This is a genomic window from Serratia sp. CY29653 (assembly GCF_052169255.1).
GTDB lineage: Bacteria > Pseudomonadota > Gammaproteobacteria > Enterobacterales > Enterobacteriaceae > Serratia > Serratia sarumanii.
Genome location: NZ_JBJNLC010000001.1, coordinates 1,875,432 through 1,898,891 on the forward strand (window position 1 = coordinate 1,875,432; position 23,460 = coordinate 1,898,891).

The window sequence follows — 23,460 nt, forward strand, 5'->3', positions numbered from 1 at the left end:
CGGAGGTTATTCCTTTTATTTGACAGGGAGCCGCTTAAGCGGTCACAGCCCTGTCTTCCATGGCTTCTCGCCAACCTCCCAGCCATTGAGACCGGGCGTCCACCGATGATTGGTAGGGACAATGTTCCCTGGAACGCCCTAAAATACCTGCCTGATACCCTCTCGAATGCGCCCTTTCCAGACGATCGCGTTTCTGTCTCTTCATGCCTCGTTTCCCTCATTTTGGTCTGGTGGAAAGAAAACAATGGCTGCTTTTTGCGCAGCCACGAGTAATCAATAGCGCTAAAAGAAGAGAAGATCAATGCGCAAAATTCACGCCAATGTCATATTTGTGAGCTACGCCCGAGGAAAGTGCTAAGTGGCTGATCTGCCGGGGAAGGGTTTAACTTTTTGAAATTAAATAGAAATCCCTGCCAGCGAAAAAAAACGAATTTTCACGCTGACAGGGATTAGACGATTTTAGACCAAATTATGACTAAATGCCGCCCATCTGTGCTGCGATAGCCTGAGCTTCCTGCTGCCAGCCCTGCGCCAGGGTGCGCACCAGGGCATCATAGCCGTCCTCGCCCTGTTTCAATTCCAGGCTGAAAGGCCGTTTGATCAAGCGCCCCTGGCGGTTCAGAACCCACTCGCCGCGAACGATCGCCTTGCCGTCAAAACGGCCGTGGAAGCCGCTGATGGTGACGTTGAGCACATCCTGATCGCTGCTCATCGGCTGCGAAGAGACCACCCAGCCCGGCAGCGCGCTGCTCAGGTTGGTGACCAGCGTTTGCTGCAGCTGCTGGTCGAGCGGGCTGGCCCACAGATTGTTCTGCGCTATCACATACTGCACGTCGTTGGTCTGATACACCACGCCGCTCTGCGCCAGATAATCCGCCACGCTCACGTGCTCCAGCCACAGCTGGCGTGTGGAGGCACCGCTGCTGCCGGCCGCGGCCGGCGCACCCAGCGCCGGCAACTGATAGTAGGTCTTCTGTGGCGAACTGCTGCAGGCGCTGAGCAACAGCGCCAGGGCTACCGGGATCCATTTCATCATTTCGTGGCCTTCTTCGGCTGAGGGTCAGTGCTGCCGGCGGCTTCAAACACCAGCGCGTTGCTCTTCTCATTCAGGGTGCGCAGCACCGGTTGCAGCTCACGCAACACCTGGTCGAGGCGCTGCATATCGCCCACCATCTTGTTGTAAGCCGGCGAACCAGGCTGGAACCCTTTCATGCTGCGGTTCAGCTCCAGCAGGGTTTTCTGCATGTCCTGCGGCAGCGCCTGCATCTCTTTGCTGGCGATGATGTCGTTCAGCGACTTCATGGTCTGCTGCGTCGATTTCATGGTTTTCTGACTTTCCGCCAGCGTCTTGGTCGCTTCGTTGATCATCGGATTGATCGGCATCGAATTAATCTTATCCAACGTCTGCATCAGTTTCTGCTGGATCTGCGCCAGACCGCCGCTGGTGGTCGGCATCAGCGGATAACCGAACAGCTCGCGCGGCCCTTTCCACGGTTTCTCCTGCGGATAGAAGTCGAGATCGATGTACAGCGAACCGGTCAGCAGGTTGGCGGACTTCATCGAGGCACGCATGCCGCGGGACTCGGCGTCTTTCAAATGCCCTTCGATATCGAAATTGCCGCCCAGCTCTTTCTGGAAGCGATCCGGCTCGATGCGGATCAACACCGGAATGCGGTAATCGTTGTCCAGGCGCTGCGCCATGCCCTCTTTGTAGAACGGCACCTGCGCCACCGTGCCCAGACGAATGCCGCGGAACTCGACCGGGGCGCCCGGCTGCAGGCCGCGCACCGAATCGGAGAAGAACAGCAGGTAGTCCTTATGCACGGTATACAGCGAATCCTGCGTGCTGCGCTGGTTGTCGAACAGCTGGTACTCCGCCTTCTCTTTCGCCTGTTCGCCGCGATCCCAGCCCTCCGGCACGTCAAAACTGACGCCGCCGCTGAACAGGGTGGTCAGCGACCCCATCTCCACCCGCATGCCCTGCGCCGACATGTCGAACGCCACGCCGCTGTCTTTCCAGAAGCGCACGTTGGTGGTGACCAACTGATCGTAAGGCGCGGTAATGAACAGCTGATAGCGCATGGCGCGCGTTTTAGGATCGAAATAGCTGGTTTCCACCGAGCCGACGCGGTAACCGCGGAACAGCACCGGATCGCCGGCGTTGAGCTGGCCCGATTTTTCGCTGTCCAGCACGATGCGCAGCCCTTTGGCATCCGGAGAGGCCAGTGGCGGCGCGTCGAGCAGCTGATAGTTGTCTTTGCCGTCTTTGCCCTTGTTGCCCGGCTGCAGTTCGATATAGGCGCCGGAGAGCAGCGTGCCCAGCCCGGAGACGCCTTCACGGCCGATCTGCGGCTTCACCACCCAGAAGGCGGAGTCCTGGCGCAGCAATTTCTCCATGCCGGAATTAAGGCGCGCCTGCACCATCACCTTGCTCAGATCCTCGCTCAGCGTGACGGTTTCCACCACGCCGACGTCCACGCTGCGGCTTTTGATTTTGGTTTTACCCGCTTCCAGCCCTTCCGCCGTCGTGGTGACCAGCGTCACTACCGGCCCCTGATGGCTGAAGTGGTAAAACAGGATCCAGGCGCCGATCAGCGCGGTCACGATGGGAATGATCCACACCGGCGACCAGCGCTTGATCTTCTCGACGTCCGCGACGCTATGATTATTTTCCGTCACCTTGCGGCTCCTTGTTGATTGTTTCACTTGCGCGATCCCAGGTCAGCCGGGGATCAAATGTCATGGCGGCGAACATGGTGAGGATCACCACGAGCGCGAACAGCACGGCGCCCGTCGCGGGGTAAATGCTCATCAACTGCCCCATTCGCACCAGCGCCGACAATACGGCGATCACAAACACGTCGATCATTGACCAGCGGCCAACGAATTCGACCACTTCATAAATCAGATGCATGCGCTCGCTGTCGGCGCGCGGTTTCTTCCTGCCGTTGGCATCCCAGCACAGCCAGCCGATCGCCAGCATTTTCAGCGACGGCACCATGATACTGGCGATGAAAATCACCAGCGCCACCGGATAAGAGCCGTCGCCCCACAGCAGGATCACCCCCGCCATGATGGTGGAGTTCATCTTGTTGCCCAGCGCCTCGGTCACCATGATCGGCATCAGGTTGGCCGGAATGTACAGCATGACGGAGGTCACCAGCAGCGCCAGCGTCCACTGCAGGCTGTGGCGGCGACGTACGTAGCCGTTGGTGTGGCAGCGCGGGCAGCGCACCTGATTGGCCGGCAGGATCGCCGTGCAGCAGGCGCAAGAGCGCACGCCCTGCCGCATGCCGGTGCGCCCCACCGTCAGCGGGCGCTCGATACGCGGCGCCGGTTCGATGTCCTGCCACAGCCAACGCCTGTCCACGCACTGGAAGGCGCGCACCTGCAGCAGGCAGAACAGGCAATAGGGCACGAAGCTGCTGCCGATGCCGATATCGCCGTAGGCCATCAGCTTGACGAAGCTGACCAGCACCCCGGCGAGGAAAATTTCCACCATGCACCAGGTCTTGAACTGGAACAGCACCCGGGCCATCCACTCTTTCAGCCTCAGCGGCAAACGCACTTTGGCGCACAGCAGAATGATCGCCACCATGCAAAACGCCGGGATCAGCTGCACGAACACCATAAACAACGTGGCCATGCTGGCGTAGTCTTCCGCCACCATGACTTCCGGAATTTGAATCAGCCGGATTTCATTGCCGATGCCGGCGACGCGCATATTGATAAACGGGAAAATGTTGGCCAGCACCAGCATGAACAGGGCGCTGAGGGCGTAACCGATCGGCCGCTTGCGCGGCTCGTCCCAGCGGGCGCTGAGCGTGGTTTTGCAGCGCGGGCATACCGCTTTGCTGCCATAGGCCAGCGGCGGCAGCGCCACCAGCATGTCGCACTGCGGGCACAGCATCAGGTTATCCTGGTGCTCCGCCGAAGGTGCGGAATGACTATGCTGCTGATGATTGTTGTGGGAACACACCATATTCCTCCTAAATAACGTTGCTCACCGGCACGTCGATACCGCCCGCAGCAGCGCGCGGGCGGTATCGCAACGGTCAGCCGTTTTTCATCGCTTCCAGCTCTTCCCAGCGGGCGAAGGCCTGCTCGAGCGCCTGCTCGGCGTTAGCCAGCGCCGTCAGCACTTGTTGCGTTTCGCTGTGCGGCCGCGTGAAGAAGTCGGCGTCGCTCATCTGCGCCTGCAGCGCTTCGATCTCCGCCTCCAGCTGTTCGAGCCGCTGCGGCAACTGTTCCAGTTCGCGCAGCAGGTTGTAACTCAGCTTGGCCGCCGCTTTCTTCGGCTGTTCGGCCTTTTTCTCCGCCGCCGGTTTGCTCGCGCTCGGCGCCGCCTGACGAATCGGTTTCGCCGTGGCGCGCTGATGATGCGCATCGTAGTAACCGCCGACGAAGGCGTTGATCACGCCGTTGCCTTCGAAGATCCAACACTCGGTCACCGAGTTGTCGACGAACTGACGATCGTGGCTGACCAGCAGCACGGTGCCCTGATAGCCGTCGATAAGCTCTTCCAGCAGCTCCAGCGTTTCGACGTCGAGATCGTTGGTTGGTTCATCGAGGATCAGCAGATTGCTCGGTTTCAGAAACAGCTTAGCCAACAGCAGGCGGTTACGCTCACCGCCCGACAACGCCTTCACCGGCGTCATCGCGCGTTTCGGGTGGAACAGGAAGTCCTGCAGGTAGCCCAAGACGTGACGAGGACGGCCGTTGACCATCACTTCCTGCTTGCCTTCCGCCAGGTTGTCCATCACCGTGCGCTCCGGATCGAGATCCGCGCGGTGCTGGTCGAAATAAGCCACTTCCAGCTTGGTGCCGCAGTGCACGCGGCCGCTGTCGGCTTTCAGCTGACCGAGCATCAGTTTCAGCAGCGTGGTTTTGCCGCAGCCGTTCGGCCCCACCAACGCAATCTTATCGCCGCGCTGTACCTGGGCGGAAAAATCGCGCACCAGCACTTTTTCGCCCACCTGATAATTGACGTTTTCCAGCTCGAACACGATTTTGCCGGAGCGGGTCGCCTCTTCCACCTGCATCTTGGCGGTGCCCATCACTTCGCGGCGCTCTGAACGCTCGACGCGCAGCGCCTTCAGCGCACGCACGCGGCCTTCGTTACGGGTACGGCGCGCCTTGATGCCCTGACGGATCCAGACCTCTTCCTGCGCCAGCTTGCGATCGAACTCGGCGTTTTGCAGCTCTTCCACCCGCAGCGCTTCTTCTTTGCTCTGCAGATACAGATCGTAGTTGCCCGGCCAGGAAACCAGCTTGCCGCGATCCAGATCGACGATGCGCGTCGCCATGTTGCGGATAAACGAACGGTCGTGCGAGATGAAGACGATGCTGCCGTCGAACTCTTTCAGGAAGCCTTCCAGCCAGTCGATGGTTTCGATATCGAGGTGGTTGGTCGGTTCGTCGAGCAACAGCACACGCGGCGAGCTCACCAGCGCGCGGCCCAGCGCCGCTTTACGCAGCCAGCCGCCCGACAGCGAGGAAAGCTCGGCGTCGCCGTTCAGCCCCAGCTGCAGCAGCACTTCGCTGATGCGGCTGTCGAGCTGCCACAGCCCCTGGTGATCGAGGATCTCCATGATTTGCGCCATGCGCGCAAGATTTTTCTCGCTCGGGTCGCTCTCCACCAGATGGGAAATCGCATGGTACGCCTTCAGGTGTTCCGCCTGCTCCGCGACGCCTTCGGCCACGAAGTCGAACACGCTGCCGCCGATATTGCGCGGCGGATCCTGTTGCAGGCGCGCCACGATCAGATCCTGCTCGTAGATCACCCGGCCGTCGTCCAGCGGGATCTCTTTGCCGAGGATCTTCAGCAGCGTGGACTTACCGGCGCCGTTGCGCCCGACCAGACACACGCGCTCGTTGTCTTCGATATGAATTTCGGTGTTGTCTAAAAGCGGCGCATCGCTGAAAGAGAGCCAGGCGCCGGACATGCTGATTAACGACATAGTAATTATTTTCCTTCGCCGGCGTGAGTCACCAGCCAGCAGTTGTGGATCTGACGGTTACGGGCAAAGTCCTGCGACAGCGTCTTGGCGGTGATCTCTTTCGCCTCCAGGCCCAGCGCGCTCAGCCCTGCCATATCCATTTGGAAACCGCGCTTGTTGTTCGAGAACATGATGGTTCCGTTGCGGCGCAGCAACCGTTTCAAATCTTTCATCAGCGCCAGATGATCGCGCTGCACGTCAAAAGTGTTCTCCATCCGCTTGGAGTTGGAGAACGTCGGCGGATCGATGAAGATCACGTCGAACTGTTCGTTGGCGTTGCTCAGCCACGACAGGCAGTCGGCCTGGATCAGCCGATGCTGACGGCCGGTCAGGCCGTTGGCGCGCAGGTTCTTCTCCGCCCATTCCAGGTAGGTGCGCGACATGTCCACCGTGGTGGTGCTGCGCGCGCCGCCCAGCCCGGCGTGCACGCTGGCGGTGCCGGTATAGGCAAACAGGTTGAGGAAGTCCTTGCCGCCGCTCATCTCGCCCAGCATGCGGCGCGCAATACGGTGATCGAGGAACAGGCCGGTATCGAGATAGTCGGTCAGGTTAACCCACAGCTTGGCGTTATACTCTTCCACCAGCAGGAACTCGCCCTTCTGCGCCAGCTTCTCGTACTGATTCTTGCCCTTCTGCCGCTCGCGAGTTTTCAGGATCAGCTGATTCGATGGCAATTCCAGCACCGCCAGCGTCGCGTTGATCACATCGAACAGGCGTTGACGCGCTTTCTGCGCATCGACGGTTTTCGGCGGCGCATACTCCTGCACTACCACCTTGCTGCCGTAACGATCCACCGCGACGTTGTATTCTGGCAGATCGGCATCGTACAGGCGGTAGCATTCAATGCCCTGCTGTTTCGCCCACTTGTCGAGCTTCTTCAAGTTTTTGCGCAGACGGTTGGCGAAATCTTCCGCCACCTGCACGCCGCCGGTAGTGGCGCCGGCCGGGTTCGCCGCCAGCTGATAGTTTTTCTGCACGCACTCCAGCGGGCCGTTCTTCGCCTTGAACTGGCGCTCGGCGCGCAGCTGCAGGCAGCTCAACAGCTCCGGCGAGGCGCTGAACAGCGAAAGCTGCCAGCCGCCGAAGGCGCTTTTCATCACGCGGCCCAGCATGTTGTGCAGCGCGATCAGCGCCGGTTCGCTTTCCAGACGCTCACCGTACGGCGGGTTGCTGATCACGGTGCCGTGCGGGCCTTCCGGCAGCGGATTGGCCAAGCGCGCCACGTCGCCGACGTTGAAGGTGATCAGCTCGGCGACGCCGGCGCGGCGGGCGTTGCCGCGCGCCATTTCAATCACCCGACGATCGATATCGGAGCCGAAGAAGCGAGAGGCGGTTTCCTGCAGGCCGCGGCGTGCGCGCACCTGCGCTTCGGTGGTGACTTCACGCCACAGTTCGGCGTTGTGGCCGTTCCAGGCGCTGAAGCCCCAGTGTTGGCGGTGCAGGCCCGGCGCGCGATCGGCGGCGATCATTGCCGCTTCGATCAAGAGCGTGCCGGAGCCGCACATCGGATCGAGCATCGGCGTGCCCGGCTGCCAGCCGGAACGCAGCACGATGGCGGCCGCCAGGTTTTCCTTCAGCGGCGCCTGGCCGGTGAGATCGCGGTAGCCGCGCTGATGCAGGCCTTCACCGCTCAGATCGAGGGCCACGCTGGCCATATCGCGCTGCAGGAAGACGTTAACGCGAATATCCGGCTGCTGCTTGGCAACCGTCGGGCGTTGGTCGAGTTTGCGGGTGAAGCTGTCGACGATGGCGTCTTTCACCTTCAGCGCGCCATACTGGCTGTTGCGGATCTCTTCGTTCACGCCGCTGAAATGCACGGCAAAGGTTTTATCCACGCCAAAAATGCTCGGCCAGTCGATCGCTTGTACCCCGAGGTACAGATCCAGATCGCTGTGCACGCGGAATTCGTTCAGCGGAAACAGAATGCGCGAAGCCAGGCGGCTCCACAGCAGGCTTTGGTACAGAAGACGATCGTCACCCTGAAAATGTACCCCACCCTGCACCACTTTGCAGTCGTGAGCGCCAAGCGCTTCCAGCTCGCTTTTTAACAGTTCTTCCAATCCACGCGCCGTGCTGGCAAACAGAGAGTTCATATCGTGCTTATCACCAAAAAGAAAATTGTTGCGCATTATAGCTAATCCGCACCGCTTGTCATAAAGTTGCTCCCTTCTATTTAATAATCGCACGGAGATGAGGGTGATCACGCTTTCCAGACTCTACGTCCATCCGGTTAAATCACTGCGCGGTCTGCAGCTTTCTTACGCCCAGGTCGGCAGCAGCGGTCTGGCCTTCGACCGCAACTTTATGATCACCGAGCCGGATGGCACCTTTATTACCGCGCGCCAATACCCGCAGATGGTGCTGTTCACGCCGGCGCTGCTGCCGGACGGGCTATTCCTGACCGCGCCGGACGGCGAAAGCGCCGCCATTCGCTTCAGCGACTTCGCCGCCGCGCCGCAGCCGACCGAGGTGTGGGGCAACCATTTCACCGCACTGATCGCGCCGGATGAGATCAACCGCTGGCTGAGCGGCTATTTCCAGCGCGACGTTGAACTGCGCTGGCTGGGGCCGGAGTTGACCCGACGGGTGAAAAAACACCCCGAAATCCCGCTGACCTTTGCCGACGGCTACCCTTATCTGCTGATTAACCAGGCTTCGTTCAACGATCTGCAGCGGCGTTGCCCCGGCAGCATCAAGCTGGAGCAGTTCCGCCCCAATCTGGTGGTGAGCGGCGCAGCCGCCTGGGCCGAGGACGGTTGGCAGGTGATCCGCGTCGGCGACGTGATGTTCGATCTGGTGAAACCCTGCAGCCGCTGCGTGCTCACCACCGTCAGCACCGAGCGCGGCCGCAAGCACCCGAGCGGCGAACCGCTGAGTACGCTGCAAAAATTCCGCTCCTCCGACAACGGCGATATCGATTTCGGCCAGAACATGATCGCGCGCAGCAGCGGCATCATCCGCGTGGGCGATACGGTGGAAGTGCTGTCGACCAAGCCGCCGCGCCCTTATGGCGCCGGCAAAGTGGTGGAGAGCGTGCAGGCGCCGCAAGACAGCGAGCACAGCGTCACTATCGAATATGAAGGAAAGGTGTTTACCGGCAACAACCAGCAGATCCTGCTCGAACAGCTGGAACAGCAAGGCATTCACGTGCCTTACTCCTGCCGCGCCGGGATTTGCGGCAGCTGCCGCATTACGTTGTTGAGCGGTGAGGTCGCGCCGCTGAAGAAAAGCGCGCTGGGCGACAACGGCACCATCCTGTGCTGCAGCTGTATCCCAAAAAGTGATTTGACGTTGGCGTAATCCGCCTTATACCGCCCTGTCGTAAGCCGGGGCGGCGCTTTCATCCTGCGCGCAGGGTTTCAGCCGATCGTGCATCACCTTGATGGCGTCGCCCAATACCATGGTGCGGCCGGCGACCGTCAGTTGATTTTGCGCCAGCAGGCACAGGCTGGCGTTATCCCCGGCCTCCACCACCAGCAAGCGCGCTTCCACGCCGCTTTCCATCACCTTCACCGCCGCCAGCTCGCCGTTTTTCGGCTGCAGCGGGTAATGCTGCTGCGAGAAATGCCAGCTCTTCGGCATCAGCGGTTTCAGGAAGCGGTAGGCGACCAGCGCATTCAACACCAGCTCGGCGCGCTGCTCATGGCTGAGTTTGATCTGCTTGCACTGTTCTTCATAGGTGAAATAAAGGGCGGCGTCATCCACGCAAAAAGCGCATTCATCGAAGGCGTCCGGCGTTAACATTTTGGCCGGGAAACGTGAACGGAAGATCATACCATTAGCTAAATCCAGCATTAGCCGATCGTGTTCGGCATCAAAATACCAACGCCAATTATCGTCAGGTTTTATCTTCATTTCGTATCCTTCTCGCTGCCTATGCCAACGCCGCACTCACCCTAAAAGGCGATTTTATCACCGATAAAATAGCTTAAACATCGGATAATTCCGCGAACGATATTTATGCTAACGAACAAAATATAGACGAGCCGGGGGCAGAAATAAACCCCCGGAATAAAATGAGAGGAAAAATATTAGATATGGGTAACGATATCTTTAATCAAACGCGGGCCGTGATAGATAAATCCGGAATAAATTTGCAGCAGGCTCGCGCCGGCCTCCATTTTTTCGCGCGCCGCCGTCAGCGAATCGATGCCGCCCACGCCGATAATCGGCAGGCGCCCTTGAAGTTCGGTGGAAAGACGACGGATCACTTCCGTGCTGCGTGATTGTAACGGACGCCCACTTAACCCGCCCGCTTGTTCGCAGTAATTTAACCCCTGGATCAATTTTCGATCCAAAGTGGTATTGGTGGCGATCACGCCATCGATATTATGCCGCACCAGGCTATCGGCAATTTGGATCAATTCTTCTTCTGAAAGATCCGGCGCGATCTTTACCGCCACCGGCACATATTTGTGATGGCGCGCATGTAATTCCTGCTGCTTATTTTTAATCGCAGCTAAAAGATCGTCCAGCGCTTCGCCATACTGTAAGGATCGTAACCCCGGGGTATTCGGTGAAGAGATGTTAATCGCGATATAACCGGCATACGGATAAACTTTATCCATGCAGATCAAATAATCGTCTTTACCCTGTTCGACCGGGGTGTCTTTATTCTTGCCGATATTGATCCCAAGAATGCCGCCGAAATGGGATTTCTTAACGTTTTCAACCAGATTGTCCACGCCATGGTTATTGAACCCCATGCGGTTGATCAGGCCTTCCGCCTCAACCACGCGGAACAAGCGCGGCTTGTCGTTGCCCGGTTGCGGGCGCGGCGTCACGGTGCCGACTTCCACATGGCCGAAGCCCATCGCGCCGAACGCATCGATGCATTCGCCGTTTTTATCCAGACCGGCGGCCAATCCCAACGGGTTTTTAAACGACAGCCCCATGCAGCTGACCGGTTTGGTCGGCACGGACTGACGGACAAGAAACGCTAATGGGGTGCCGGTAATACGGCTGAGCTGACGAAAGGTCACTTCGTGCGCGCGCTCGGGATCGAGCTGGAACAACGCTTTCCTGATGAGGGGGTAGTACATGGACTCTCCTGATTTCCCGGTTGCAAACCGGGGGCGTATTATCCGGTATCCCCCGCCTAATTGGAATTGATTAAAGGCAAAAAAAGCGGTTTTTACGCAATCGTTTTCCCGCTTCACCGCCAAATCGGCGCCAATCCGCTTTTGCGCATATCCAAATCAAAAAATGAGATTTAAAAAACGCGCCCGGTTGCTGGTAGGTTTAAAACACTTCTCATTGATTTTCTAATTAAACCTAACTTTTAGTTATAAGGAGTGGCAATGCGCGTTATATCACTGGCCGGCAGCCCACGCATCCCATCACGTTCCGCCGCACTGCTCGCGCTGAGCCAGAACTGGCTGCGGCAGCAAGGGGTGGAAGTGACGGCTTATACCCTGCACGACTTCGATGCCGAAGACCTGCTGTATGCCAACTTCAACAGCCCGGCGATCAAGGCGTTTGCCGACCAGCTGGCGCAGGCCGACGGCCTGCTGATTTCCACGCCGGTTTATAAAGCGTCGTTCTCCGGCGCGCTGAAAACCCTGCTGGATCTGCTGCCGGAACGCGCACTGGATCATAAGGTGGTGCTGCCGCTGGCGACCGGCGGTTCGATCGGCCACATGCTGGCGGTGGACTACGCGCTGAAACCGGTGCTGGCGGCGCTGAAAGCGCAAGAGGTGCTGCATGGCGTGTTCGCCGACGACAGCCAGATCCAACTGGCCGGCGAAGGCGCCACGCTCACCGACGCCGTCGCCGCCCGGCTGGAAGAGGCGCTCGCCAGTTTCTATCTGGCGCTTGGCCGCCGCAAACCACCCGCGCTGCGCGTCGCTTCGCCGCTGGCGGCGCGTCAGACCGCCTGAAATGCCTGGAAAAGGAGAGCCTGAATGAAAAAACACATCGTTTTACGGCGCTGGCTGAGCGCCGCTACCCTCACCGGCCTGCTGTCGTTGGTTTGGGCCACTGCCGCCGCCGCGCAGGATCCGGCGCAGTTCCGCATCGGCTACCAAAAAGGATCGGTCAGCCTGGTGCTGGCGAAGAGCCACCGGCTGCTGGAGGAACGTTTCCCCGCTACCCGCATCAGCTGGATCGAGTTTCCCGCCGGCCCGCAAATGCTCGAGGCCTTGAACGTCGGCAGCATCGATCTGGGCAGCACCGGCGATATTCCGCCGATCTTCGCGCAGGCCGCCGGCGCGGACCTGCTGTATGTCGGCGTTGAGCCGCCCAAACCGAAGGCGGAGGTGATCCTGGTGCCGGAAAATAGCCCGATCAAAACCGTCGCCGATCTGAAAGGCCATAAGGTCGCTTTCCAGAAAGGATCCAGCTCGCACAACCTGCTGCTGCGATCGCTGCAAAAGGCCGGCCTGAAATTTACGGATATCCAGCCCGCCTATCTGACCCCCGCCGATGCGCGCGCCGCCTTCCAGCAGGGCAACGTCGATGCCTGGGCCATCTGGGATCCTTATTATTCCGCCGCGCTGCTGCAGGGCGGCGTACGGGTGCTCGGCGACGGCACCGATCTGAACCAGACCGGTTCCTTCTATCTGGCGGCGCGCCCCTACGCCGAAGCCAACGGCAGCTTTATCAGCCAGGTTCTGACCGTGCTGACCCAGGCCGATGCGCTCACCCGCAGCGACCGGGCGCAAAGCGTGACCCTGCTGGCCAACGCCATGGGGCTGCCGGAGCCGGTGATCGCCAGCTATCTGGATCACCGCCCGCCGACCGCCATCACACCGCTCGATGCGCAGACGATCGCCGCGCAGCAGCAAACCGCCGACCTGTTTTACGCCAACCGGCTGGTGCCGGTGAAGGTCGACATCTCACAACGCATCTGGCGCCCAAGCGCGCAATAAACAATGGGAGAACACTGACGATGAGCCTGAACGTTTTCTGGTTTTTACCCACCCACGGCGATGGCCACTATCTCGGCAGCGCACAGGGGGCGCGCAGCGTCGATCACGGTTACTTGCAGCAGATCGCCCAGGCGGCGGATCGGCTGGGATTCGGCGGCGTATTGATCCCCACCGGCCGCTCGTGCGAAGACTCCTGGCTGGTGGCCGCCTCGCTGATCCCGGTCACCCAGCGGCTGAAGTTTTTGGTCGCGCTGCGGCCGGGCATCATCTCCCCTACGCTGGCGGCGCGCCAGGCGGCGACGCTGGATCGCCTGTCCAACGGGCGCGCGCTGTTCAATCTGGTCACCGGCGGCGATCCGGAAGAGCTGGCGGCGGAGGGGTTGCATCTCAATCATGAAGAGCGCTACGAAGCCTCAACCGAGTTCACCCACATCTGGCGCCGGGTGCTGGAAGGCGAAACCGTCGATTTCGACGGCAAGCACATTCAGGTGAAAGGCGCCAAACTGCTGTTCCCGCCGGTGCAGCAGCCGCGCCCGCCGCTCTATTTCGGCGGATCCTCCGCCGCCGCGCAGGATCTGGCCGCCGAACAGGTAGAAATGTATCTCACCTGGGGAGAGCCGCCGGCGCAGGTTAAAGAGAAAATCGAAGAGGTGCGCGCCAAAGCGGCGGCGAAAGGCCGCCAGGTACGCTTCGGTATCCGCCTGCATGTCATCGTGCGGGAAACCACCGAAGAGGCCTGGCGCGCCGCCGATCGGCTGATCGCCCACCTCGATGAGGAAACCATCGCCGACGCGCAGCAGGCCTTTGCGCGCTTCGATTCCGTCGGCCAACGGCGCATGGCGGCGCTGCACGGCGGCAAGAAGGACAACCTCGAGATCAGCCCGAACCTGTGGGCCGGCATCGGCCTGGTGCGCGGCGGCGCCGGCACCGCGCTGGTGGGCGATGGCCCGACGGTCGCGGCGCGCATGCAGGAATATGCCGATCTGGGCATCGACACCTTTATTCTCTCCGGCTATCCGCATCTGGAAGAGGCCTACCGCGTCGGCGAACTGCTGTTCCCGCACCTCGATCTGGCGCAGGAGGAAACGCCCGCGCGCCTTCAGCCGGTGCGCCCGCAGGGCGAAGTGGTGGCCAACATTTATGTTCCGCAAAAAGTGTCGCAGAGCTGAGGAGCGCCCCGATGGCAAAGAACGCGCAACGCATCCTGTATCGGCTGGCCCCCTGGGCGCTGCCGCTGGCGCTGGTGATCCTCTGGCAGATCGCCGTCGAAACCGGCTGGCTGTCCAACCGCATTTTGCCGGCGCCGAGCGCGGTGCTGGCCGCCTTCTGGAGCCTGAGCCAAAGCGGCGAACTATGGCAGCACCTGAGCATCAGCAGCCAGCGCGCGCTGATCGGCTTTGCCATCGGCGGCAGCATCGGGCTGATCCTCGGCTTTATTACCGGGCTGTCGCGCTGGGGCGAACGCCTGCTGGACAGCTCGGTGCAAATGATCCGCAACGTGCCGCACCTGGCGCTGATCCCGCTGGTGATCCTGTGGTTCGGCATCGATGAATCCGCCAAGATCTTTCTGGTGGCGCTCGGTACGCTGTTCCCGATTTATCTCAATACCTATCACGGCATCAAGAACATCGATCGCGGCCTGTTGGAGATGGCCCGCAGCTACGGCCTGAGCGGTTTCCGCCTGTTTACGCAGGTGGTGCTGCCGGGCGCGCTGCCGTCGATTATGGTCGGCGTGCGTTTCGCTCTCGGCTTCATGTGGCTGACGCTGATCGTCGCCGAAACCATTTCGGCCAATTCGGGCATCGGCTACCTGGCGATGAACGCGCGTGAATTCCTGCAAACCGACGTGGTGGTGGTGGCGATCGTGCTGTACGCCCTGCTCGGCAAGCTGGCGGACGTGGGCGCGCAACTGCTGGAGCGCGTCTGGTTGCGCTGGCATCCGGCCTACCAACTGAAACAGGGAGAAGCGCTATGACCCTTCCCGCTCGCCTTGCGCAAGGCACGCCGGTGACGCTGGAGTCCATCGGCAAAGGTTACGGCAACCGCACCGTGCTGGACAATATTCAGCTGCGCATTTCCGCCGGGCAGTTCGTGGCGGTGGTCGGCCGCAGCGGCTGCGGCAAGAGCACCCTGCTTCGCCTGCTGGCCGGCCTGGAACAACCCAGCAGCGGCGCGCTGCTCAGCGGCAACGCGCCGCTTGCCGCCGCTAAAGAGGATACCCGGCTGATGTTTCAGGATGCGCGCCTGCTGCCGTGGAAAACGGTGATCGACAACGTGGGCCTGGGGCTGCGCGGCCAGTGGCGCGATGCGGCGCTGCAGGCGCTGGACGCGGTCGGCTTGGCGGATCGCGCCCGCGACTGGCCGGCGGCGCTGTCCGGCGGGCAAAAGCAGCGGGTCGCCCTGGCGCGCGCGCTGATCCACCGCCCTCGCCTGCTGCTGCTGGATGAACCGCTCGGGGCGTTGGATGCCCTGACGCGCATCGAGATGCAGGGGCTGATAGAAACGCTGTGGCAACAGCACGGTTTTACCGTACTGCTGGTCACGCACGACGTCAGCGAAGCCATCGCGCTGGCGGATCGGGTGATCCTGATTGAAGAGGGCCGCATCGGGCTGGATCTGACTCTCGATCTGCCGCGGCCGCGCCGCAAAGGTTCCGCCCGGCTGGCGGAACTGGAGGCCGAAGTGCTGGAGCGGGTGTTATCACCGCTGGCCACAGCGGCCAGCGGCCGTCGGGCGGCGAATTGAAGGGATGAAAAAAGGGACGGCGCAGGCCGTCCCTTGATCTATCCAGCGCGAAAAGATCAGGCGTCGAGCGCCTTGCTGATCTTCTCGTACAGATCGCCGGACAGGTTTTCCAATCCTTTCAGCTGTTCCAGCGCCTTGCGCATCAGCGCCTGGCGGCCCGCGTCGTAACGCTTCAGGCGAATCAGCGGTTCAATCAGGCGCGCGGCGATCTGCGGGTTGCGCTGGTTGAGATCGCTGAGGATCTCCGCCAGGAACTGATAGCCGCTTCCGTCCGCGGCATGGAACGCCGCCGGGTTGCCGGAAGCGAAGCCGCCGATCAGCGAACGGGTGCGGTTCGGGTTGCTCAGGCTGAACGAACGGTGTTGCAGCAGCGCGCGCACCTTGCTCAGCACGTCTGCCGCCGGGCTGCTGCCCTGCAGCACGAACCATTTATCCATCACCAGGCCATCCTGATGCCAGCGTTCGTCGAACGCCGCCAGCAGCGCATCGCGGCACGGCAGCTGGGCCGCGACCGCAGCAGACAGCGCCGCCAGCGAGTCGGTCATGTTGTCCGCCTGGCGATACTGTTCGCTCACCAGCTGATCCGCCAGCGCCACATCTTCGCCGAACGCCAGATAGCCCAGGCACACATTACGCAAGGCGCGCTTGGCGATCTCGGCGTGCTCCACGCGGTAGCCGTCGGTCTTGTTGGCGTGATATACCGCCAGCCACTCATCGGCCAGCTCCCGCGCCAGGCAGCGAACGATCGCTTCATGCACCGCGGCGATCGCTTCCGGATCGATGGTGGCGAACAGCTCGGCGATTTCGTTCTCCGACGGCAACGTCAGGATCTGCGCCGCCAGCGCCGGATCCAGTTTTTCGTCCAGCAGCACTGCGCGGAACGCATCGGCCACGTGCAGCGGCAGCGACAGCGGCTGCTTCTGCTGGTGCCGCGCCACGTTCAGCTTGATATAGGTCGCCAGCAGGCTCTGCGCCGCATCCCAACGCGCAAATTCATTGCGCGCGTGCTGCATCAGGAAGGTCAGCTGCTGATCGCTGTACGGATAGTCCAGCTTCACCGGCGCGGAGAATTCGCGCAGCAGCGACGGCACCGGCTTATGCGCCACGCCGTCGAACACGAAGGTTTGCTCCGCTTCGGTGACGTTCAGCACGTTATTGACCGGCAGGCCGCCCTTTTGCAATGGAATGACGTTGCCTTCGCTGTCGTACAGTTCGATATCCAGCGGGATATGCAGCGGCAATTTCTCCGGCTGATCGGCGGTCGGCGCGGTTTGCTGACTGACATGCAGGCGATACTGCTGGGTTTCCGCGTCGTAATCGTCGCGAACCGTCAACAGCGGCGTGCCGGACTGGCTATACCAACGGCGGAAGCGCGACAGATCGACGTTGGACGCGTCCTCCATCGCCTGCACGAAATCGTCGCAGGTGGCGGCGCTGCCGTCGTGGCGTTCGAAATAGAGCTGCATCCCTTTCTGGAAGTTCTCCTCCCCCAGCAAGGTGTGCATCATGCGGATCACTTCGGAACCCTTTTCATACACCGTCAGGGTGTAGAAGTTGTTCATCTCGATCACTTTGTCCGGGCGGATGGCGTGCGCCATCGGGCTGGCGTCTTCGGCGAACTGCGCGCCGCGCATCACGCGCACGTTGTCGATGCGGTTGACCGAACGCGATCCCAGATCGGAACTGAACTCCTGGTCGCGGAACACCGTCAGCCCCTCTTTCAGGCTGAGCTGGAACCAGTCGCGGCAGGTTACGCGGTTACCGGTCCAGTTGTGGAAGTATTCGTGGCCGATCACCGCTTCAATGTTCAGGTAATCCTTGTCGGTGGCGGTTTCCGCCTTCGCCAGCACGTATTTGGAGTTAAAGATGTTTAACCCTTTGTTCTCCATCGCGCCCATATTGAAGAAATCGACCGCCACAATCATATAAATGTCGAGATCGTATTCCAGGCCGAAGCGGGTCTCGTCCCACTTCATCGAGTTCTTCAGCGACGTCATCGCCCAGTCGGCGCGATCCAGGTTGCCGCGATCGACGAACAGCTCCAGCGCGACCTTACGGCCGGAACGGGTGGTGAAGCTGTCGCGCAGCACGTCGAAGTCTCCCGCCACCAGCGCGAACAGGTAGCAAGGTTTCGGGAACGGATCCTGCCATTGCACCCAGTGGCGGCCATCGGCCAATTCGCCCTGGCCGATGCGGTTGCCGTTCGACAGCAGGAACGGATAGCGCGCCTTGTCGGCCTCGATGCGGGTGGTAAAGCGCGCCAGCACGTCCGGGCGATCCTGATAATAGGTAATGTGGTGGAAACCTTCGGCTTCGCATTGCGTGCACAGCGCATCGCCGGACAGGTACAGCCCTTCCAGCGCGGTGTTTTTCGCCGGGTGAATGTCGTTGACGATGGTAAGAGTGAATTGTGCCGGCAACGCTTCGATGATCAGCTGGTTATCCTGCTGGCGGTAGGCGCTCCACGGTTGGCCGTCCACCTGAATGCTCACCAGCGTCAGATCTTCGCCATCCAGCACCAGCGGTGCGCCGGCCGCGCCCTGACGTTTGATTTTACTGACGGCGGTCACGCGCGTGGTTTCCGCGTCCAGACTGAAGTCCAAATCGATATCGGTCGTGGTGTAATCGGGCGCGCGATAATCGTGGCGGTATTTTGCCTGTGGCTGTTGTGTCATAAAAACCCTTAAACGTCTCGGTGAGTTATAGGTGCCAGGCCGCTCTTCTGCTTCGTACCGCAGCCGGAGTGTTCCCCTGCGGCGCGCGGTGGGCCTGAATTGTGAATAAACTGTATCACAGCTGGCCGAAAAGCCCAGAGTCGCCGGGCGACCACGAGAGAGAAATCAGAGGCAAATCATAAATCGCCCGCCAGGCGATAGCGCAGGTGACCAATGGCTAAATAAAAATCAGCATTTAATGCTAAAAAACCGCCACCGGAGGGCGCCGGCATAGTTGAGGCGACGCAGGCGGCATGGTGGTATAATTGCGGCATCAGGCTCAGGATGACTCGCACTATGAAAATTAAATACGCAATCTATTTTTTTACCCTGTGCCTGATGACTTCCTTCTCTCTGTTCATCGTCGATGAGCTGCTCGAAGCCCATACCGACTACCGCGATAACCAACTCAATCTGTACAAAATTGATCGCGCCAAAGAAATCTCCGAAGCCTTTCAGGCTGCCTTGCAGGCGCACCGCCTCAAACGCTTGAGCCTGATCGATCCGCAAATCACCCGAGCGCAATGTTTGGCCGCCGATCGGGCGGCGCGCGAAAGAATTACCCGCATCCGCGAACATCTGGACGATGAGGTCGCCAGACAGCTCGGGGTTCGGCAAAAAATCGCCGCGCTGTCGATGATCAGCCTGATGGAACAGCTGCTGGATAATGACAACCTGCAGCTTTCGCAGGTCAATAACACCAACGCCAATCTGTTCAACATCAACAGCGCCTATTACATCTCGCAAACCAGTAAGAGCTATTACCGCTACACCTACGATACCCGGATGGTGGATACCGACTCTTTTATGTTTCTCGAGGCCATCCGCCTTAATAACCGGCTGAATATGTCACTGACGGAATTGAGCGATCAGATTATCGACGTCAACGTCAGACCGCTCGTTCGCAAAGACGCCTACCTGAAGTCCATTCAGCTGACCGGCGTACTGAACGCGCTGAGCACCCGATTGATCTTCATGAAGATCAACTACGACGATGGACAAATCACCAACATCGTCAATGCATTGCTCGCCCAGGTTTCCGCTGAGCGCCTCCAACAGATTACCCATGGGCTGTACACCGCTATCGATACCCATCAGCCCTACCCCACCGCGCTTATTTCGCGCTATGTCGACGATGTGAGCGGGCTGTCGCAGGCGCTGTATCAACGCAGCTTCGAACTGGAAACCCTCGCGTCGCGTCACAAGATTTACGACAGCCAGACGACCATTTACGGCATGATTGCACTCGCCGGCCTGGTGGTGTTGCTGTTCATTTTGCCGGCGCTGGTGTTCTGCACCAGCATCAACCGCTGGCTGACCAAGACCCACAACAATATCGTGCGGCTGTCGCGCGGCGAGATAAATATCGATCGCAACGACGCCTTCTACAGCCAGGAATTGATCGCCATCAGCGACGCCATTCAGCAGCTCAGGCAATACCAGTTGGACAAGGTCTCGCTGGAAAGTGAGAAACAACTGCTGATTAAAGAGCTCGAGGCCTCTTCTTTCCTCGATCCGCTTACCAATATTTACAACCGCCGTAAATTCTTCCTTGAATGTCAGCTGCTGGGCGACGGCAGCTACCCGCAGGCCTTTTGCCTGATTGACATCGACAACTTCAAACAGCTCAACGACAGCTACGGCCACGACGTGGGCGACCGGGCGCTGGTGGCATTCGGCCACCTGCTGCAACGCGCGTTCCGCGCCAGCGACATCTTCTGCCGCTACGGCGGCGAAGAGTTCGCGGTGCTGCTGGGCAACTGTTCGTTGGACAACGCGCGGGACATCATGGAGCAATTGCGCGCCCGCACTCATCGCCTGACGCTAAATCTGGCCGATGGACGGCAAGTGCGTTTTACCACCAGCTGCGGCATTGCGCCGGTCAACGCATTCACCGCGCTGCAGGCGGCGATCAAACAGGCGGACGAAGCGCTCTATTTTTGCAAAAAGAACGGCAAGGATCGGGTCAGCGTGCATACCCAGGCCGGCTATATCTGATTCGCTGTTTAAAATAATTAACATTATAATTTTTATGACTAATTAGGCTAAGTCATTCACCTTACAGGCATATCTGGCTTTTTTTCCTCCCCGCCGCTATCAGGCCGCCATAAAGGCACGTTTAATCCTCGACCCGCTTTGGTGATTTATGGTGTGATGCAGCTTCAATAACAGGATAATCCGGGTATACTCCCCCCCCACTTTTATGATTATCCGGATTTGGACACGCGCCTGACGAGGATGCTGTAACGCGCTATGACTCAATACGCTTCCCCGATTTTGACATCACTGCTTGATACCGATGCTTATAAGCTTCATATGCAGCAAGCAGTGTTCCATCGCTATCCCGCGATCAGCGTGGCGGCGGAATTCCGCTGCCGCGGCGACGAACTGCTGGGCGAATATGCCGACGAGATCCGCGCGCAGGTGGCGTTGATGAGCCGGCTGGCGCTGACCGACGCCGAATTCGCTTATCTTTCGGGCCTGCCCTTCTTCCGTCAGGATTACCTGAACTGGCTGCGAACGTTCCGCTACGATCCGCAGCAGGTCACCATAGACAACCGCGACGGCAAGCTGCAAATCCGCATCGCCGGCCCCTGGCGTGAAGTGATCATGTGGGAAGTGCCGTTGCTGGCGGTGATCAGCGAAGTGGTGCACCGTCGGCGCTCTCCGCTGGCGACGCCGGAACAGGCGGTGGCGCATCTGCAAACCAAGCTGGCTCAGTTCAAGACGCTGGCGGGCGATCTGGATCTTTCGCGCTTCAAGCTGATGGACTTCGGCACCCGTCGCCGTTTCTCTCAAGGCGTGCAACAGGCCATCGTCAGCACCTTGCAGGCCGAATTCCCGTACCTGTCGGGCACCAGCAATTACGATCTGGCGCATCAGCTCGGCCTGGCGCCGGTCGGCACTCAGGCACATGAGTGGTTCCAGGCGCATCAGCAAATAAGCCCGGTGCTGGCCAACAGCCAGCGCGCCGCCTTGCAAGCCTGGTTGGATGAATACCCGGATCAGCTTGGCATCGCGCTCACCGACTGTATCACCATGGATGCCTTCCTGCGCGACTTCGGCCCGCAGTTCGCCGAACGTTATCAGGGGCTGCGCCACGATTCTGGCGATCCCGTCGAGTGGGGTGAAAAGGCCATTGCCCATTATCAAAAGCTGGGCATCGATCCGATGAGCAAAACGCTGGTGTTCTCGGACAACCTGGAGCTGGAAAAAGCGCTGGCGCTCTATCGCCATTTCTACCAGCGCATCAATCTCGGCTTCGGCATCGGCACGCGCCTGACCTGCGATATTCCCGGCGTCAAACCGCTGAATATCGTGATCAAGCTGGTCGAGTGCAAAGGCAAGCCGGTGGCCAAGCTCTCCGACAGCCCCGGCAAAACCATTTGCCAGGATCAGGCGTTCGTCAGGGCTCTGCGCAAGGCCTTCGATCTGCCACTGGTGAAGAAAGCCAGCTGAGCCTTCTATATATAGAGAGAAAGCCGGCCCGGTTCAGGCGCCGGCTTTTTTGTTTTTATCTCGACCGCCCTCTTTTCAGCCAGCCACGATAAATGTTGCGCCAATCCGATGATTTCTGCTTGTGCTCTGCACCGCGGCAAGTAACATAGCCATTACCCCCATATTCTTGGGTTGTAAGCTATTTCTAAACCAAATTATTAAAGAGAGAAATCTATGAGCGTAGTGCCTGTAGTCGACGTACTGCAAGGTCGTGCTGCGGTTGACAGTGAAGTCACCGTACGCGGCTGGGTACGTACCCGGAGAGATTCAAAAGCTGGTATCTCCTTCCTGGCCGTCTATGACGGTTCCTGCTTTGATCCGTTACAGGCCGTCGTTAATAATTCTCTGCCGAATTATCAGGATGAAGTGCTGCACCTGACCACCGGTTGCTCAGTTGAAGTTACCGGCAAGGTCGTCGCCTCACCGGGCGAAGGCCAGAGCTTCGAGCTGCAGGCTACCGCGATCAACGTGGTCGGCTGGGTCGACGATCCGGATACTTACCCAATGGCGGCCAAACGCCACAGCATCGAATACCTGCGCGAAGTGGCCCACCTGCGCCCGCGCACCAATCTGATCGGCGCCGTGGCGCGCGTGCGTCATACCCTGGCGCAGGCAATCCACCGCTTCTTCCATGAAAATGGTTATTTCTGGGTGTCCACCCCGCTGATCACCGCCTCCGACACCGAAGGCGCCGGCGAAATGTTCCGCGTGTCCACGCTGGATCTGGAAAACCTGCCGCGCACCGACAAGGGCGCCGTCGATTTCAGCCAGGACTTCTTCGGTAAGGAAGCCTTCCTCACCGTTTCCGGCCAGCTGAACGGCGAAACTTACGCCTGTGCGCTGTCCAAGGTATACACCTTCGGCCCAACCTTCCGTGCCGAAAACTCCAACACCAGCCGCCACCTGGCGGAGTTCTGGATGATCGAGCCGGAAGTGGCCTTCGCGACGCTGGACGATGTCGCCGGCCTGGCCGAAAGCATGCTGAAGTATGTGTTCCAGGCGGTGCTGGATGAACGTGCAGACGATCTGAAATTCTTCGCCGAACGCGTGGATAAAGACGCAATCTCTCGTCTGGAGCGCTTCGTCTCTTCCGATTTCGCCCAGGTGGACTACACCGACGCCATTGAGATCCTGCTGGCCTCTGGCCAAACCTTCGAAAACCCGGTTTCCTGGGGCATCGATCTCTCTTCCGAACATGAGCGTTATCTGGCGGAGAAACACTTCCAGGCGCCGGTGGTGGTGAAGAACTACCCGAAAGACATCAAAGCGTTCTATATGCGCATGAACGAAGACGGTAAAACCGTCGCGGCCATGGACGTGCTGGCGCCGGGCATCGGTGAAATCATCGGCGGTTCGCAGCGTGAAGAACGCCTCGACATGCTCGATCAACGTCTGGAAGAGATGGGCCTGAATAAAGAAGACTACTGGTGGTATCGCGATCTGCGTCGTTACGGCACCGTGCCGCATTCCGGTTTCGGCCTGGGTTTTGAACGTTTAATCGCCTATGTCACCGGCGTGCAAAACGTGCGCGATGTGATCCCGTTCCCACGCACACCACGTAACGCAAGCTTCTAATTCATACGATCAAACGTTTTTTAAACGATTTCGTTACAAAACAAAGGCCAGCCTCGCTGG

Annotated in this window: 18 protein-coding genes; 9 read left to right on the forward strand and 9 right to left on the reverse strand. The window is 59.7% G+C overall.

Going from position 1 to position 23,460, the window contains the following annotated elements:
- Window positions 1-34 precede the first annotated feature (34 nt).
- The 6 genes from rmf to rlmKL all read right to left on the reverse strand — a co-directional run bounded on the left by rmf (window position 35) and on the right by rlmKL (window position 8,092).
- A complete protein-coding gene (gene rmf / locus ACJ8HN_RS09130) occupies window positions 35-205 on the reverse strand; it encodes a ribosome modulation factor (RefSeq protein WP_004928150.1) in 171 nt (56 codons plus the stop codon).
- A 270-nt stretch (window positions 206-475) separates the two neighbouring features.
- Entirely contained in the window at window positions 476-1,036 is a 561-nt protein-coding gene (gene pqiC, locus ACJ8HN_RS09135; protein WP_033646576.1) for a membrane integrity-associated transporter subunit PqiC, read from the reverse strand.
- Window positions 1,033-2,679 carry an intermembrane transport protein PqiB gene (pqiB, locus tag ACJ8HN_RS09140; protein WP_033637887.1) on the reverse strand — a complete coding sequence of 549 codons (1,647 nt, stop codon included), beginning with the start codon at window positions 2,677-2,679 and terminating at the stop codon, window positions 1,033-1,035. Before pqiB ends, pqiC begins: the two co-directional genes overlap by 4 nt.
- Window positions 2,666-3,982 (reverse strand): membrane integrity-associated transporter subunit PqiA, encoded by a 1,317-nt coding sequence (gene pqiA, locus ACJ8HN_RS09145; RefSeq protein ID WP_442523288.1) that lies wholly within the window; start codon window positions 3,980-3,982, stop codon window positions 2,666-2,668. Before pqiA ends, pqiB begins: the two co-directional genes overlap by 14 nt.
- A 73-nt stretch (window positions 3,983-4,055) precedes the next feature.
- Window positions 4,056-5,960 carry an ABC transporter ATP-binding protein gene (locus ACJ8HN_RS09150; RefSeq protein ID WP_103773264.1) on the reverse strand — a complete coding sequence of 635 codons (1,905 nt, stop codon included), beginning with the start codon at window positions 5,958-5,960 and terminating at the stop codon, window positions 4,056-4,058.
- 5 nt (window positions 5,961-5,965) lie between these two features.
- Window positions 5,966-8,092, reverse strand: coding sequence for a bifunctional 23S rRNA (guanine(2069)-N(7))-methyltransferase RlmK/23S rRNA (guanine(2445)-N(2))-methyltransferase RlmL (gene rlmKL, locus ACJ8HN_RS09155; protein WP_442523289.1), 2,127 nt, complete (start codon window positions 8,090-8,092; stop codon window positions 5,966-5,968).
- Between the two features lie 103 nt (window positions 8,093-8,195).
- Between rlmKL and ACJ8HN_RS09160 the strand changes: the two genes are divergently transcribed.
- Window positions 8,196-9,299, forward strand: coding sequence for a YcbX family protein (locus ACJ8HN_RS09160; RefSeq protein ID WP_442523290.1), 1,104 nt, complete (start codon window positions 8,196-8,198; stop codon window positions 9,297-9,299).
- 6 nt (window positions 9,300-9,305) lie between these two features.
- On the opposite strand, the gene ACJ8HN_RS09165 is transcribed toward ACJ8HN_RS09160, so the two are convergent.
- Both ACJ8HN_RS09165 and pyrD read right to left on the reverse strand, forming a co-directional pair.
- Window positions 9,306-9,854, reverse strand: coding sequence for a cell division protein ZapC (locus ACJ8HN_RS09165; protein ID WP_033637882.1), 549 nt, complete (start codon window positions 9,852-9,854; stop codon window positions 9,306-9,308).
- Window positions 9,855-10,030: 176 nt separating this feature from the next.
- Window positions 10,031-11,041 (reverse strand): quinone-dependent dihydroorotate dehydrogenase, encoded by a 1,011-nt coding sequence (gene pyrD, locus ACJ8HN_RS09170; protein ID WP_019454516.1) that lies wholly within the window; start codon window positions 11,039-11,041, stop codon window positions 10,031-10,033.
- A gap of 258 nt (window positions 11,042-11,299) precedes the next feature.
- Here pyrD and ssuE point away from each other — a divergent pair, with 258 nt between their 5' ends.
- The 5 genes from ssuE to ssuB are packed head-to-tail and all read left to right on the forward strand — an operon-like array spanning window position 11,300 to window position 15,613.
- Window positions 11,300-11,878 carry an NADPH-dependent FMN reductase gene (gene ssuE / locus ACJ8HN_RS09175; RefSeq protein WP_154029697.1) on the forward strand — a complete coding sequence of 193 codons (579 nt, stop codon included), beginning with the start codon at window positions 11,300-11,302 and terminating at the stop codon, window positions 11,876-11,878.
- A 24-nt stretch (window positions 11,879-11,902) separates the two neighbouring features.
- On the forward strand, window positions 11,903-12,868 hold the full coding sequence (locus ACJ8HN_RS09180) for a sulfonate ABC transporter substrate-binding protein (RefSeq protein ID WP_049213677.1): 966 nt from the start codon (window positions 11,903-11,905) through the stop codon (window positions 12,866-12,868).
- A gap of 20 nt (window positions 12,869-12,888) precedes the next feature.
- A complete protein-coding gene (ssuD, locus tag ACJ8HN_RS09185) occupies window positions 12,889-14,037 on the forward strand; it encodes an FMNH2-dependent alkanesulfonate monooxygenase (protein ID WP_033646584.1) in 1,149 nt (382 codons plus the stop codon).
- Between the two features lie 11 nt (window positions 14,038-14,048).
- A complete protein-coding gene (gene ssuC, locus ACJ8HN_RS09190) occupies window positions 14,049-14,843 on the forward strand; it encodes an aliphatic sulfonate ABC transporter permease SsuC (RefSeq protein WP_033646585.1) in 795 nt (264 codons plus the stop codon).
- The gene (ssuB, locus tag ACJ8HN_RS09195) at window positions 14,840-15,613 is read left to right on the forward strand and encodes an aliphatic sulfonates ABC transporter ATP-binding protein (RefSeq protein ID WP_193169102.1); all 774 of its coding nucleotides are present in this window, start codon (window positions 14,840-14,842) and stop codon (window positions 15,611-15,613) included. The genes ssuC and ssuB overlap by 4 nt, the downstream gene beginning before the upstream one ends.
- A 56-nt stretch (window positions 15,614-15,669) precedes the next feature.
- Here ssuB and pepN read toward each other — a convergent pair whose 3' ends face one another.
- Window positions 15,670-18,288, reverse strand: coding sequence for an aminopeptidase N (gene pepN / locus ACJ8HN_RS09200; RefSeq protein WP_033646587.1), 2,619 nt, complete (start codon window positions 18,286-18,288; stop codon window positions 15,670-15,672).
- Between the two features lie 336 nt (window positions 18,289-18,624).
- Between pepN and ACJ8HN_RS09205 the strand changes: the two genes are divergently transcribed.
- The 3 genes from ACJ8HN_RS09205 to asnS all read left to right on the forward strand — a co-directional run bounded on the left by ACJ8HN_RS09205 (window position 18,625) and on the right by asnS (window position 23,400).
- Complete coding sequence (locus ACJ8HN_RS09205) at window positions 18,625-20,325, forward strand: GGDEF domain-containing protein (RefSeq protein ID WP_033637872.1); 1,701 nt, start codon at window positions 18,625-18,627, stop codon at window positions 20,323-20,325.
- 255 nt (window positions 20,326-20,580) lie between these two features.
- Window positions 20,581-21,786: a nicotinate phosphoribosyltransferase gene (pncB, locus tag ACJ8HN_RS09210; protein ID WP_442523291.1), complete on the forward strand. Its 1,206-nt coding sequence runs from the start codon at window positions 20,581-20,583 to the stop codon at window positions 21,784-21,786.
- Window positions 21,787-21,999: 213 nt separating this feature from the next.
- Window positions 22,000-23,400 (forward strand): asparagine--tRNA ligase, encoded by a 1,401-nt coding sequence (gene asnS, locus ACJ8HN_RS09215; RefSeq protein ID WP_033637870.1) that lies wholly within the window; start codon window positions 22,000-22,002, stop codon window positions 23,398-23,400.
- The last annotated feature ends 60 nt before the right edge of the window (window positions 23,401-23,460 follow it).